Origin of the sequence: Burkholderia sp. Cy-637 (genome assembly GCF_011753175.1) — a bacterium.
GTDB lineage: Bacteria > Pseudomonadota > Gammaproteobacteria > Burkholderiales > Burkholderiaceae > Burkholderia > Burkholderia gladioli.
This window is the reverse complement of sequence record NZ_VWWC01000038.1, coordinates 35,128-48,054: the sequence shown is the minus strand read 5'-3', so window position 1 is coordinate 48,054 and position 12,927 is coordinate 35,128. Positions and strand designations below refer to the sequence as shown.

Annotated in this window: 13 protein-coding genes; 9 read left to right on the top strand and 4 right to left on the bottom strand. The window is 65.7% G+C overall.

Annotated features, from left to right (window positions below; all coding sequences use genetic code 11):
- Positions 1-403 precede the first annotated feature (403 nt).
- The 6 genes from F3J10_RS13485 to F3J10_RS13460 all read left to right on the top strand — a co-directional run bounded on the left by F3J10_RS13485 (position 404) and on the right by F3J10_RS13460 (position 7,042).
- Positions 404-1,681: an L-fuconate dehydratase gene (locus tag F3J10_RS13485; RefSeq protein WP_167242295.1), complete on the top strand. Its 1,278-nt coding sequence runs from the start codon at positions 404-406 to the stop codon at positions 1,679-1,681.
- A gap of 52 nt (positions 1,682-1,733) precedes the next feature.
- A complete protein-coding gene (locus F3J10_RS13480) occupies positions 1,734-2,510 on the top strand; it encodes an SDR family oxidoreductase (RefSeq protein ID WP_167242294.1) in 777 nt (258 codons plus the stop codon).
- Positions 2,511-4,073: a sugar ABC transporter ATP-binding protein gene (locus tag F3J10_RS13475; protein WP_088555575.1), complete on the top strand. Its 1,563-nt coding sequence runs from the start codon at positions 2,511-2,513 to the stop codon at positions 4,071-4,073.
- 29 nt (positions 4,074-4,102) lie between these two features.
- The gene (locus F3J10_RS13470) at positions 4,103-5,140 is read left to right on the top strand and encodes an ABC transporter permease (RefSeq protein ID WP_025102230.1); all 1,038 of its coding nucleotides are present in this window, start codon (positions 4,103-4,105) and stop codon (positions 5,138-5,140) included.
- 71 nt (positions 5,141-5,211) lie between these two features.
- Positions 5,212-6,153 (top strand): ABC transporter substrate-binding protein, encoded by a 942-nt coding sequence (locus tag F3J10_RS13465; RefSeq protein ID WP_167242293.1) that lies wholly within the window; start codon positions 5,212-5,214, stop codon positions 6,151-6,153.
- 91 nt (positions 6,154-6,244) lie between these two features.
- Entirely contained in the window at positions 6,245-7,042 is a 798-nt protein-coding gene (locus F3J10_RS13460; RefSeq protein WP_167242292.1) for a FadR/GntR family transcriptional regulator, read from the top strand.
- Between the two features lie 45 nt (positions 7,043-7,087).
- Here the strand turns inward: F3J10_RS13460 and F3J10_RS13455 are convergent, their stop codons facing one another.
- The 4 genes from F3J10_RS13455 to F3J10_RS13440 all read right to left on the bottom strand — a co-directional run bounded on the left by F3J10_RS13455 (position 7,088) and on the right by F3J10_RS13440 (position 10,683).
- On the bottom strand, positions 7,088-7,798 hold the full coding sequence (locus F3J10_RS13455) for a hypothetical protein (RefSeq protein WP_167242291.1): 711 nt from the start codon (positions 7,796-7,798) through the stop codon (positions 7,088-7,090).
- Positions 7,799-8,026: 228 nt separating this feature from the next.
- The gene (locus F3J10_RS13450; RefSeq protein WP_167242290.1) at positions 8,027-9,025 is read right to left on the bottom strand and encodes an alpha/beta hydrolase; all 999 of its coding nucleotides are present in this window, start codon (positions 9,023-9,025) and stop codon (positions 8,027-8,029) included.
- A gap of 145 nt (positions 9,026-9,170) precedes the next feature.
- Positions 9,171-9,896: an SDR family NAD(P)-dependent oxidoreductase gene (locus F3J10_RS13445; protein WP_167242289.1), complete on the bottom strand. Its 726-nt coding sequence runs from the start codon at positions 9,894-9,896 to the stop codon at positions 9,171-9,173.
- Between the two features lie 67 nt (positions 9,897-9,963).
- Positions 9,964-10,683 carry a hypothetical protein gene (locus tag F3J10_RS13440; protein WP_167242288.1) on the bottom strand — a complete coding sequence of 240 codons (720 nt, stop codon included), beginning with the start codon at positions 10,681-10,683 and terminating at the stop codon, positions 9,964-9,966.
- Positions 10,684-10,860: 177 nt separating this feature from the next.
- On the opposite strand from F3J10_RS13440, the gene F3J10_RS13435 reads away from it, so the two are divergent.
- The 3 genes from F3J10_RS13435 (at position 10,861) to F3J10_RS13425 (ending at position 12,855) form a co-directional block, all read left to right on the top strand.
- The gene (locus F3J10_RS13435) at positions 10,861-11,457 is read left to right on the top strand and encodes a TetR/AcrR family transcriptional regulator (RefSeq protein WP_205194069.1); all 597 of its coding nucleotides are present in this window, start codon (positions 10,861-10,863) and stop codon (positions 11,455-11,457) included.
- A 172-nt stretch (positions 11,458-11,629) separates the two neighbouring features.
- Positions 11,630-12,196, top strand: a complete 567-nt coding sequence (locus tag F3J10_RS13430) for a TetR/AcrR family transcriptional regulator (RefSeq protein WP_025100761.1) — start codon at positions 11,630-11,632, stop codon at positions 12,194-12,196.
- A gap of 233 nt (positions 12,197-12,429) precedes the next feature.
- The gene (locus tag F3J10_RS13425) at positions 12,430-12,855 is read left to right on the top strand and encodes an organic hydroperoxide resistance protein (protein ID WP_013688918.1); all 426 of its coding nucleotides are present in this window, start codon (positions 12,430-12,432) and stop codon (positions 12,853-12,855) included.
- Positions 12,856-12,927: the final 72 nt, after the last annotated feature.

Below are 12,927 nucleotides of genomic sequence, written 5' to 3'. Positions count from 1 at the left end.
GTCCGCCGGGCCATGGCGCTCGCCCACCCGGCCAGGGTGGCAGGCCGCCGGGCGGGGGCGGCAACCGTCCCCCCGGCGCTGGCCGCGGCTAGCGCGGCGCGCCTGACGCGATAGCCAGGCGCGCATCGCCGAACCCGCCAATCGCTTGACGCATCGCACCAGACAACCCGGCTCCGGCCGGGTTTTTTTCGGCCGTCGCTCGCCGGCCGTCGATGTCCTCGGCGTGACAGGACCTGTCATCACACGCCCAGGAAAACCCTGCGTTCGCTTTCCGTGACAAACGCCGGGTCGCTCACTATCATTGGATGGACCTTTTGTCCTTTGTGCCAATTGCGCGCCGGACATCGGCTGCCTGTCCATCCGCGCATCACGCAAGCCTGTTTCTTTTCTCAGACAATTAGTCATGCCTATCATTCGATCGATGCGCGTCCTCGACGTGCGCTTTCCGACTTCACGCCAGCTCGACGGCTCCGACGCGATGAATCCGGATCCCGATTATTCGGCCGCCTACGTCGTGCTCGAAACCGATCGCGACGGCCTGGAAGGGCACGGGCTGACCTTCACGATCGGCCGCGGCAACGAGATCTGCTGCGCGGCCATCGAGGCGATGCGCCATCTGGTGGTGGGTCTCGACCTGGACTGGATTCGCGAGGACATGGGCCGCTTCTGGCGCCACGTGACCTCGGACAGCCAACTGCGCTGGATCGGCCCGGACAAGGGGGCGATCCACCTGGCCACCGGCGCGGTGGTCAACGCCGCCTGGGACTTGTGGGCCAAGGCCGAGGGCAAGCCCTTGTGGCGCCTGGTGGCCGACCTGACGCCCGAGCAATTGGTGCGCGCCATCGACTTCCGCTACCTGACCGATTGCCTGACGCAGGACGAGGCGCTGGCACTGCTGCGCAAGCAGGCGCCCGGCAAGGCCGAGCGGATCGCCACGCTCGAACGCGAGGGTTACGCCTGCTACACCACCTCGGCCGGCTGGCTCGGCTACAGCGACGACAAGCTGCGCCGGCTCTGCCATGAAGCGATCGACGCCGGCTTCAACCACGTGAAGCTGAAGGTGGGCGCGAACCTGGAGGACGACATCCGCCGCGTGACGATCGCGCGCGAGGTGATCGGCCCCGATCGCAAGCTGATGATCGACGCGAACCAGGTCTGGGAAGTGGACGAGGCGATCGACTGGGTGCGCGAGCTGGCCTTCGCCAAGCCCTGGTTCATCGAGGAACCCACCAGCCCCGACGACGTGGAAGGGCATCGCAAGATCCGCGAGGCGATCGGCCCGGTGCAGGTGGCCACCGGCGAGATGTGCCAGAACCGCGTGCTGTTCAAGCAGTTCATCGCGCGCGGCGCGATCGACGTGGTGCAGATCGATGCCTGCCGGCTCGGCGGCGTCAACGAGATCCTGGCGGTGATGCTGATGGCCGCGAAATACGGCTTGCCGGTATGCCCGCACGCGGGCGGCGTGGGCCTGTGCGAATACGTGCAGCACCTGGCGATGATCGACTACGTCGCGATCGCCGGCACGCGCGAGGGCCGCGTGATCGAGTATGTCGACCATCTTCACGAGCATTTCGTCGAGCCCTGCGTGGTGCGCGACGCGGCCTACATGCCGCCGAGCGCGCCCGGCTTCTCGATCGAGATGAAACCCGAATCGCTGGAGCAGTACCGGTTCCGAGGCTGAGGATACGGCCCGCCCATCGAGGCCGGCAGAACACGAACGACGGAGACGCGAAGTGGATTTGAATCTGCAGGACAGGGTCGTGATCGTGACCGGCGGCGCGTCGGGCATCGGCGCGGCGATTTCGATGCGGCTGGCCGGCGAGGGCGCGATTCCCGTGGTGTTCGCGCGCCAGGCGCCGGACGACGCGTTCTGGCAGGAACTCGTGGGCAAGCAGCCGCGCGCGGCCTTCTTCGCGGTCGAGCTGCAGGACGACGCGCAATGCCGCGAGGCGGTGGCGCAGGCCGTCGCCCGTTTCGGCCGCCTCGACGGCCTCGTCAACAATGCCGGCATCAACGACAGCATCGGCCTCGACGCGGGGCGCGCGGCCTTCGTCGCCTCGCTCGAACGCAACCTGATCCACTACTACGTGATGGCGCATCACTGCGTGCCGCACCTGAAGGCGGCGCGCGGCGCGATCGTCAACGTCTCGTCGAAGACGGCCGTCACCGGGCAGGGCAATACCAGCGGCTACTGCGCCTCGAAGGGCGCGCAGCTCTCGCTGACGCGCGAATGGGCGGTGGCGCTGCGCGAGGACGGCGTGCGCGTGAACGCGGTGATTCCGGCCGAGGTGATGACGCCGCTGTATCGCGACTGGATCGCCGGCTTCGACGATCCGCAAGCCAAGCTCGACGACATCGCCGGCAAGGTGCCGCTCGGCAGGCGCTTCACCACGGCCGGGGAAATCGCCGATACGGCCGTGTTCCTGTTGTCGGAGCGCGCCTCGCATACCACCGGCCAGTGGTTGTTCGTCGATGGCGGTTACACCCACCTCGATCGCGCGATCAGCTGAATGCAGCGGAACCCGGAACCCATGCCAACCGAATCGAACTCCGGCGCCGAACGCGCGCCCCTGATCGCGCTGAGCGGCATCAGCAAGCGCTTCCCCGGCGTGCTGGCGCTCGACGACTGCCGCTTCGACCTGCGCGCCGGCGAGGTGCATGCGCTGATGGGCGAGAACGGCGCGGGCAAGTCGACCCTGATGAAGATCCTGGCCGGCGTCTACCAGAAGGACGAGGGCGAGATCCGCATGGACGGCCGCGCGGTGGAGATCGCCGATCCGCGCACCGCGCAGGCGCTCGGCATCGGCATCATTCATCAGGAGCTGAACCTGATGAACCACCTGAGCGTGGCGCAGAACATCTTCATCGGCCGCGAGCCGCGCGGCCGCCTGGGCGTGTTCGTCGACGAGGAGCGGCTCAATCGCGACGCCGCGGCGATCTTCGCGCGCATGCGCCTCGATCTCGACCCGCGCACGCCGGTGGGGCAACTGACGGTGGCGAAACAGCAGATGGTGGAGATCGCCAAGGCGCTGTCCTTCGACTCGCGCGTGCTGATCATGGACGAGCCCACCGCCGCGCTCAACAACGCCGAGATCGCCGAGCTGTTCCGCATCATCCGCGACCTGCTCGCCAACGGCGTGGGCATCGTCTACATCTCGCACAAGATGGACGAGCTGCGCCAGATCGCCGATCGCGTGACGGTGATGCGCGACGGCAAGTACGTGGCCACCGTGCCGATGGCCGGCACCTCGATGGACAGCATTATCTCGATGATGGTCGGCCGCCAGCTCGAAACGGAATCGCGCACGCCGCCCGATACCTCGGCCAACGAGGTCGCGCTGGAAGTGCGCGGCCTGTCGCGCGGCCGGGCGATCCGCGAGGTCGGCTTCACGCTGCGGCGCGGCGAGATCCTCGGCTTCGCCGGGCTGATGGGCGCGGGCCGCACGGAAGTGGCCCGCGCCGTGTTCGGCGCGGACCCGATCGACGCGGGCGAGATCCGCGTGCATGGCCGCGCGGTGACGATCCGCACGCCGGCCGACGCGGTGAAGTTCGGCATCGGCTACCTGTCCGAGGATCGCAAGCATTTCGGGCTGGCAGTGGGCCTGGACGTGCAGAACAACATCGCGCTGTCGAGCATGCGCCGCTTCCTGCGCCGCGGCCTGTTCCTCGACGCGCGCAAGATGCGTGACACCGCGCAGGGCTACGTGCGCCAACTGGCGATTCGCACGCCCTCGGTCACGCAGCCGGCGCGGCTGCTGTCGGGCGGCAACCAGCAGAAGATCGTGATCGCGAAATGGCTGCTGCGCGATTGCGACATCCTGTTTTTCGACGAGCCGACGCGCGGCATCGACGTCGGCGCCAAGAGCGAGATCTACAAGCTGCTCGATGCGCTGGCCGCCGCCGGCAAGGCGATCGTGATGATCTCCTCCGAACTGCCCGAGGTGCTGCGCATGAGCCACCGCATCCTGGTGATGTGCGAGGGCCGCGTCACGGGCGAGCTGAGCGCGGCCGAGGCCACGCAGGAAAAGATCATGCAGCTCGCCACGCAGCGCGAATCGACCGTCCTGTCCTGACCCAGCCGACCCAGACGCCCAAAGCCATCATGTCCAACGATACGCATCCCGTCCCGCCCCTCGCTTCCGGCGAGACGCCCGCCACCGCCTCCAGCCTGCGGGCCCGCTTCTTCAATCCGGCCGCGCGCCAGAAGCTGCTGGCCTTCGCCAGCCTGCTGCTGCTGATCGTGTTCTTCAGCATCGCCTCCTCGAACTTCCTGGAGGTCGACAACCTGGTGTCGATCCTGCAGGCGACCGCCGTGAACGGCGTGCTCGCGGTGGCCTGCACCTACGTGATCATCACCTCCGGCATCGACCTCTCGGTCGGCACCCTGATGACCTTCTGCGCGGTGATGGCCGGCGTGGTGCTGACCAACTGGGGCATGCCGCTGCCGCTCGGGATCCTGGCCGCGCTGCTGTTCGGCGCGCTGTCCGGCTGCGTGTCGGGCTTCGTGATCGCGAAGATGAAGGTGCCGCCCTTCATCGCCACGCTGGGCATGATGATGCTGCTCAAGGGCCTGTCGCTGGTGATCTCGGGCACGCGCCCGATCTACTTCAACGACACGCCCGGCTTTACCGCGATCGCGCAGGATTCGCTGATCGGCAACCTGATCCCGGCGCTGCCGATCCCCAACGCGGTGCTGATCCTGTTCCTGGTCGCGATCGGCGCCTCGATCGTGCTCAACAAGACCCTGTTCGGCCGCTACACCTTCGCGCTCGGCAGCAACGAGGAGGCGCTGCGGCTGTCGGGCGTGAACGTGGACGCCTGGAAGATCGCCGTCTATACCTTCAGCGGCGCGGTATGCGGGATCGCCGGGCTGCTGATCGCCTCGCGCCTCAATTCCGCCCAGCCGGCGCTCGGCCAGGGCTACGAGCTCGACGCGATCGCCGCCGTGGTGATCGGCGGCACCTCGCTGTCGGGCGGCGCGGGCAGCATCCTCGGCACCATCATCGGCGCGTTCATCATGAGCGTGCTGACCAACGGCCTGCGCATCATGTCGGTGGCGCAGGAGTGGCAGACCGTCGTGACGGGCGTGATCATCATCCTGGCCGTCTACGTCGACATCCTGCGTCGTCGGCGCCGCTGACGCGCGCGGGCATGCGCTTCACCGCCGGTTCCGGCCGGCATCCCACTCGATACGAAAAAAGGAGACGCGAAGTGATCAGGAGCAAGCTGTTGAATGCGGTGGTGGGCATGACGTTCGCGGTCGGCCTCGCGGCCGGCGCGCAGGCGCAGGAAACCTATATCCCGCTGATCTCGAAGGGCTTCCAGCATCAGTTCTGGCAGGCCGTGAAGGCCGGCGCGATGCAGGCCGCCGCCGACTACAAGGTGAAGGTGAGCTTCGAGGGGCCCGAGACCGAGGCGATGGTGGACAAGCAGATCGACATGCTGTCGGCCGCGATCGCCAAGAAGCCGGCCGCGCTCGGCTTCGCGGCGCTCGACAGCAAGGCCGCGCTGCCGCTGCTGAAGAAGGCCCAGGCCCAGAAGATCCCGGTGATCGCCTTCGACTCGGGCGTCGACAGCGACATCCCGGTCACCACCGCCGCCACCAACAACAAGGCCGCCGCGGCGCTTGCCGCCGACAAGCTCGCCGCGCTGATCGGCGACGAGGGCGAGGTGGCGGTGGTCGCGCACGACCAGACCAGCCGCACCGGCATCGACCGGCGCGACGGCTTCCTGGAGCGCATGAAGGCGGCGCACCCGAAGGTGCAGATCGTCACCGTGCAATACGGCGAGGGCGACCAGCTGAAGTCGACCGAGGTGACCAAGTCGATCCTGCAGGCCTATCCGAAGCTCAAGGGCCTGTTCGGCACCAATGAAGGCTCGGCGATCGGCGTGGTGAACGGCGTGCGCGAGATGAAGCGCAAGGTGGTGATCGTCGGCTACGACTCGGGCAAGCAGCAGAAGGACGCGATCCGCAGCGGGCTGATGGCCGGCGCGATCACGCAAAACCCGGTCGGCATCGGCTACAAGACGGTCGAGGCGGCGGTCAAGGCGATCAAGGGCGAGAAGCTGCCGAAGGTGATCGATACCGGCTTCTACTGGTACGACAAGGGCAATATCGACGATCCGAAGATCGCCGCGGCGCTGTACGACTGAACCCGCGTATCGCGTCGTCGTTGCATCGGGCGGCACGCCGATGCGGCGGCACGCGACGTTTCGGAACGAAACCGCCCAGCAAGGCCCAGGCATGTCCATCCAGCCGATCCAGAACCGTCGCCTCTACCAGCAGATCGCCGACAAGCTCGGCGCCCTGATCGAGGCCGGCGATTTTCCGCCGGGCAGCTACCTGCCGCCCGAGCGCGAGCTGGCCGAGCAGTTCGGCGTGTCGCGCACCTCGGTGCGCGAGGCGCTGATCGCGCTCGAGGTGAGCGGGCGCGTCAGCGTGCGCGTGGGCGACGGCGTGAAGGTGCGCCAGCCCGAGGCGGGCGCAACGGCGGCTGCGCTGCCGGCGCGTGCCGCCGCGTCCGGGCTGCCCGATGCGCCGGACAGGAGGCTCGCGCCGTTGGGCATCGTCGAGGTGGACCCCGAGCTCGGCATCGCGCTCGACCTCGATACCGAGATTCCGCCGTTCGCGCTGCTGCAGGCGCGCCGGCTGATCGAGCCGGAAGCGGCGGCGCTGGCCGCGAAGCACGGCTCGCAGGCGCAGATCGCGGCGATCCACGCCGCCTTCCTGCGCAACCAGGAAGACAACCGCAGCGGCTCGCTTACTCATCCCGGCGATCGGCTGTTCCATATCCGCATCGCCGAGGCCAGCGACAATCCCGCCTACGCCCTGATCATCAAGCAGTTGCTCGCGCATAAATACGATCCGATGTTCCGGAGGTTGCAGTCGCTGTACATGTCGAACGACATGCCGCATCGCTCGGAGCTGGAGCATCGCGCCATCCTCGATGCGATCCGCGCGCGCGACGCCGGTGCCGCGCGCCGCGCGATGGCCGGGCATCTGGACGAGGTGGTGCGGATCTTCGGGCGGGCGATGGATTGAGCGGTTCGCGGCCTTCGAGATCGAGGCCGCGCCGATCGTACGAGCTCAGGTCTGGAGATATCGGATGTTCGAGAACTGGACCAGCACATTGGTCGATGAGGAGAACAGCGGTGCAGGCGCCGTGTCCGCGACGATCCGGAGCAGCGAGTAGGACGTGATCCCCTGCACCGTGACCGGATCGAAGTAATACGCCGCCGCTTCCGAGCCGATATCGTGGAAATCGAAGCGGCGCAGCCGGAACGTATCGTCGAAATAGAAGGTCTGCACCGTGCTGTGCGTTGGGATGCGGACCGGGAACACGGCGCGCAGGGCGCGCCACGGCGTCGACCCGTATTCGGTGTGCGGCGCGACTTCCTGGACCTGGACATCGGGTTCGGCCAGCAGGAACGGCAAGGTCAGGTATTCGAAGGTCGCGTAGCCGATGAAGCACAGCTCGTCGAGCGTATCCCAGGGATCGGTGGGAGCCTGCGATTGCAGCACCTGGAAGACGCCGCTGCGTTGCGCCACCACCCTGCCGTTGTCGTCCTCGATCCAGACGCGCTGCGGGGTATAGATGCCGCGATACCCTGGCTTCGGATACGGCGAGACTTCGACGCTCACGGCGCGCGGGTCGGCTCGCAATGTCACGTTCTGCAGGTTGACGGGCGACTGCTTGAGCTGGAACACCGGCCCCCCGGCGACGATTTGCGCCTCGATGCGCTTGACGGTTTGCCAGGCGGCCAGTCCGCCGTGCGCTTGCAGTACGTTGTCGAGCAACGAACTTCGGGAGGCGGAAGCGGTAGCCGCGCGAGCCGGCGTTGCGGGAAGGGCGACGGGTGCGATCAGCGTGGCCGCGCCGGCGGCGAGAATGCCACGTCGAGTCAGATCGATGGTCATGTCGAATCCAATCAGTGAGGCTGCTTAGGGTTGCTTGCCATGCCCGGCGGCGTGGTCGATTCGGCGCGAGGCACGGCAGCGGCGCGATGGCGAGTTGCCGAGGTGGAGCTAGAGCACGCGCGAGAGGAACCCCTGCATGCGTAGGGCGATCTCCTCGCTCTTGTCGGCCAGCGCGCAGTGGCCGCTATCGGTCAGGTGGATCTCGGCCTTGGGCACCACTTCGCGATACCGCAACTGGCTGTCGGCGGGGAACAGGATGTCGTTCTTGCCGCTCACGACCAGCGTCGGTGGCTGGTGCGCGCGCAAATAGTCCTGGGCATTCTTGAGCGCGGGGCCGTTGGTGCGAATGTCGTAGAGCAGGTCGAGCGAAATGTCCGCCGCGCCGGGGCGTTGCAGCGAGGCATGATCGACTTGCCACAGCCCGGGATCGATCAGCGAGGTGTCGCTTACGCCGGTGGTGTACAGGTCGCGAACCACGTCGAGCGTCAGATAGTGCTGCCTCACCTGTTCGCGGCTCTCCGTCGTGCCGTCCTTCCAGTAAGGCAGGAGCGGGCCGAACCAAGGACTGGCGCCCAGGAATAGCGGGTTGTTTTGCGCGATCAGGGCCTTCATCCGGCCTGGCGTCTTCAGCATCACGCGATAACCGACGAGGCCGCCGAAATCCGTCGCGTACAGCGCATATTCCTCGATGCCGACCTTGTCGACGAACTTGCCGATGGTTTCGCCCAGGGCATCGAAGGTATAGGCGCCGTGCGAGCGATCGGGAACTTCGCTGTTGCCGAAGCCGGGATAGTCCGGCGCGAAGACGTGGTAGTTCGCGGACAACTCGCGGATCAGGTCGCGGAACATCGCCGACGAGGATGGCCAGCCGGGCAGCAGCAGGACGACCGGCGCACCTGGTGCGCCGGCTTCGCGATAGAAGACCGATGTTCCGTCGATATCCACCGTGCGATATCGGGTTGGGAATGCCGGATTGCCGGCAAGCGAGGATCTTGTGTTCGCGCCGGCGGCCCCGGCGGATCGTGGTTTGGCCGACGCTGCGCTGGAGGCGGCCATGGCTGCGGCGCCCGCGAGCAAACTCGTGGTGAAGGAACGGCGGGTAATCATGAAGGGCTTGTCCTGCGAAGGTTGAAACAGAACCAGCCGTCATCGCGACAGGCCATCATCGTGACGAAGTCTGGGGCGAATCGACATCCGCCGATCCAGCCGGCGGATGCCAGTGTCAATACGGCTGCCGCGACACCGGTGATAGTCAGGCGCCGAGGTGCAGCGAGACGTGTTCCAGCTTGCGGTTGTCGGTCGACCACAGTTGTTCGACTTGCCGCGCCAGCGGATCGGGGAAGATGTAGTCCTGCCCTTCGGCAATACCCTTCACGATGTTGGCGGCGGCGTGCTCGGGCGTTGCCTTGTCCGGATACGGTACGTCCCTGGCGAGCACGGTCTCGATCGGGCCGGGATAGATGCCGATCACGGCGATGCGATGCTTTTCCAGCGAGCCGCGCAGCGATTGGGTCAGCGAGTGCAGGGCCGCCTTGGAGGCCGAGTAGCCGGCCATCAGGGGCACGGCCGACAGGCCGACCACGCTGCAGATGTTCGCGATGGTGCCGGCTTGGCGCGCCACGAACCGAGGCGTGAATGCCCGAAGGACGCGCAGCGTGCCGAAGTAGTTCGTTCGCATGTCGTCCTCGAAGCTTTCCCAGTCGTTGTCGAGGTAGTTGCCGAAGGCCAGCGTGCCGGCGTTGTTGACGAGGACGTCCACGTCATGCGCCGCGGTGGCCGCTGCCTGTACCGAGGCGTCGCTGGTGATGTCCATCTGCAGCGGAACCACGCGCGAATCACCGAACGGCGGCAGTGCTTGCAAGTCCCGCGCCGCGGCATAGACCTTGGCCACGTCGGTGTCCAGCAATGCCTTCACGATGGCGGCGCCGATGCCACGATTCGCACCGCTTACCAATACGATTCTGTTCGAGAGCGTCATGAGCTTCTCCTGATATCCGGATAGTTGCTGCCTGGGGAATTCGTCTGTCGGGCGTTGTGAGCGATCTTCAGGACAGGACGACCGACTCGATATCGAGTCGGAAGATGGACGGCGCGGTGAGCAGCGTCCGGCCGCTCGGCTCGCGGTGCACCACGCGCCGGTGGGTAGGGAAAATGAAACCGTCGAAGTCCTGGTGGTCGAATGTGTAGTGCGCGGCGGTACCACGGCTGACCTCGGGTGCGTAGTCGTTGCGCACGAGATGGCCCGCATCGTTGAAATAGAACTTCTGTTCCGGGCAGTGAACGTGGATATCGGGCGGGAACCGGACCTCGAGCACGCGCCAGCTTTCCCCGTGTTCCTCGTGCGGCGCGACTTCTTCGCAATGCACGCCGTCGCTTGCCAACAGGAACGGCATCGTCATGTAGTTGCGCAGCGCGTAGCCGATGAAATAGAGCAATTGGCTTTCGCTCCATGGCGACTGCCGATCATGAGCCTCGAACGACTTGCGCGGCGTGTCGAGCAGGGTCGTCGGCACGCCGGCATCGGTCTCGATCCTGACGCTGCCGTCGTCGAACACGCCTCGGCTGCCGGGGAACGGAAACGGCGTGATCAGGGTTCTCGGATGGCGGGCATCGATCTTGACCAGCACGTTCCTCAGGCCTTGTGGCTGCCGCTTGAATGCGAGAGCGCTCCCACGCAACGTCAGCCGGAAGTCGATCGTGTTGACGCGGCGCCAGTTGTCCAGGCCGCCATGTGCGTGAAGTACCTTTTCCAGAAGCTCGGTCATTGAGTATTGGATCCTTGTGGTTGGGCGGTAGCCTGTTCAGCGACTCACACTTCGAGCCCGACGCTGGCACGGCAAAAGTAAACGAAGTAGTTTACATCGACGCATTTGTAAACGGTGTCGTTTACTTTGTCAACTGAATTTGCTATAAGTACGCCTGGACTTCACGAGGATGACGAAATGGAGCAGGGCGACGAAATGGAGGGCAAGAAGCTCGAGATCGTGAAATATGCGTTCGATCGCTTCTACGAGGCCGGCTTCCATGCGACGGGGATGGAGGCTGCGCTGGCCGGCAGCGGCATTTCCAAGCGCACGCTGTACAAGTACTTCCCGTCGAAGGAAGAACTGATCGAGGCCGTGCTGCAGCTCTACAGCAATGGCGTCGTGCATGCGCTGTTCGATCCGGTTGCGCATATCAGCGACCCGCGGGAGCAGATCGTCGAGTTCTTCGACGTGCGCAAGATCACGGGCCGGATGTTGACGCGCGGATGCCTGGGCACGAAGGCGGCGCAGGAATACGCGGGCAAGCACGATGGCATCGTCGAACTCGGTATCGCGGCCGGTGCGCGCGGTGAAGTGAAGTTTCTCGAGCTCTGCAAACGTGCCGGTTTCGCCAGGCCGCAGCGCCTTGCCAAGCAGCTCAATCTGTTGCTTCAGGGCGCCCTGGCGCTGTCGCATGCCTCGGGGGAGACTTCGGCGTTCCTGTTGGCGAAGGATGCGGCGGCGGCGATCCTGGAGCAGGCGCCGTTGGTGCCGTCCGCGCGCGAGGGCGCATAGCGGAGGTGGTGCGGCGCCGGATCCGGGGCGAGGAAGCCAGTCTGGCGGCGGTTTCGACCGGACGTGAGCTGGCCGGCGGATGGGTCGGACTTGTGTTGCGGATCTCGCTTCCCCCAAAGATTCTTCAAAAAACCGCTTGACTCTCTATCTTCCAGTAGATAAATTACGACCCATGGAAACGAAAACGCCAGTCCGCGAACAGGTTCTCGAACACGCCATCGAGCTGATCATGCTCCTCGGCTACAACGGGTTCAGCTATCGCGATCTGTCGGAGCGGGTGGGGGTGAAGACCTCGAGCATCCACTACTACTTTCCATCGAAGGACGACCTGGTGCTCGAAGCGGTGCGCGAGTACAGCGAGACGGTGATGAACGGCGTCGCTGCCATTTCCCCCTCGCTGCCGGCCGACGAGAAGCTGAGCCGCTACACGAAGCTGTTCGGCAAGACGCTCGGCGACGGCAACCAGATCTGCCTGTGCGGCATGCTGGCGGCGGATATCGAATCGCTGCCCGAGCCGGTCCGGCAGGCGGTGCAGGCGTTCTTCAACGCGAACGAGCAATGGCTCGCGGCGCTGCTGGAGCAGGGCGCGGCCGACGGCACGCTGGTGTTCAGCGGCAAGCCCGAACATGCGGCGCGTACCTTGTACGCCGCGTTCCAGGGCGCGGTGCTGGCGAGCCGGCTGTTCAAGTCGAAGGCGCGCCTGGACGAAGTCGAGAAGGCGTGGAAGAAAGCGCCCTGACGCGGCGGAGGTAGGTAAGAAGATCGAAAGGCGGCTCACCGCCTTTTTATTGAAGCTGGTTATCTATCTATTGATAGATAAAAAATGCAGGAAACGGCGCAGACGGAAACGTCTGCATTTTTTGAGTCGTGTTCTCTATCTAGTAGTCGATAGTGATGCGGCAGGCAGTTCAGCCGGCGATGGCGGAAAGGGTTCCGCCCCGGCCTGGTTCATTCATCCAACAGGAGTCAGTCATGTCGATCGAAAACGTTCTGTACCGCGCCCATGCCCACGCCACCGGTGGCCGCGACGGCCGCGCCGTGGTGCCCGAAGGCAAGCTGGATTTCAAGCTGGTCACGCCGCGCGAGCTCGGCGGCGCCGGCGGCGAAGGCGCGAACCCGGAACAACTGTTCGCGGCCGGCTACAGCGCCTGCTTCCTCGGCGCGATGAAGTTCGTCGCGGCGCGCGACAAGATCAAGATCCCGGCCGACGTCGCGATCGACGGCAGCGTCGGCATCGGCGCGATCCCGAACGGCTTCGGCATCGAGGTCGAGCTGAAGATCTCGCTGCCCGGCATGGAGCGCGAAGCGGCCCAGGCACTGATCGAGAAGGCGCACATCGTCTGCCCGTACTCGAACGCGACGCGCGGCAACATCGACGTCACGCTCACGCTGGTCTGATCGCCGGCGCTCGCTTCTCCCCGCATCGAAATCCGCCATCCAGGCCAAACCATTCGGGCCCATTGCCCAGGA

Bases quoted from the DNA above. Each gene is read 5' to 3' on its own strand.
- F3J10_RS13450 (WP_167242290.1), bottom strand. From the start codon at position 9,025: ATGATTACCCGCCGTTCCTTCACCACGAGTTTGCTCGCGGGCGCCGCA.
- F3J10_RS13435 (WP_205194069.1), top strand. From the start codon at position 10,861: ATGGAGCAGGGCGACGAAATGGAGGGCAAGAAGCTCGAGATCGTGAAA.
- F3J10_RS13430 (WP_025100761.1), top strand. From the start codon at position 11,630: ATGGAAACGAAAACGCCAGTCCGCGAACAGGTTCTCGAACACGCCATC.
- F3J10_RS13425 (WP_013688918.1), top strand. From the start codon at position 12,430: ATGTCGATCGAAAACGTTCTGTACCGCGCCCATGCCCACGCCACCGGT.
- F3J10_RS13470 (WP_025102230.1), top strand. From the start codon at position 4,103: ATGTCCAACGATACGCATCCCGTCCCGCCCCTCGCTTCCGGCGAGACG.
- F3J10_RS13475 (WP_088555575.1), top strand. From the start codon at position 2,511: ATGCAGCGGAACCCGGAACCCATGCCAACCGAATCGAACTCCGGCGCC.
- F3J10_RS13445 (WP_167242289.1), bottom strand. From the start codon at position 9,896: ATGACGCTCTCGAACAGAATCGTATTGGTAAGCGGTGCGAATCGTGGC.
- F3J10_RS13460 (WP_167242292.1), top strand. From the start codon at position 6,245: ATGTCCATCCAGCCGATCCAGAACCGTCGCCTCTACCAGCAGATCGCC.
- F3J10_RS13440 (WP_167242288.1), bottom strand. From the start codon at position 10,683: ATGACCGAGCTTCTGGAAAAGGTACTTCACGCACATGGCGGCCTGGAC.
- F3J10_RS13485 (WP_167242295.1), top strand. From the start codon at position 404: ATGCCTATCATTCGATCGATGCGCGTCCTCGACGTGCGCTTTCCGACT.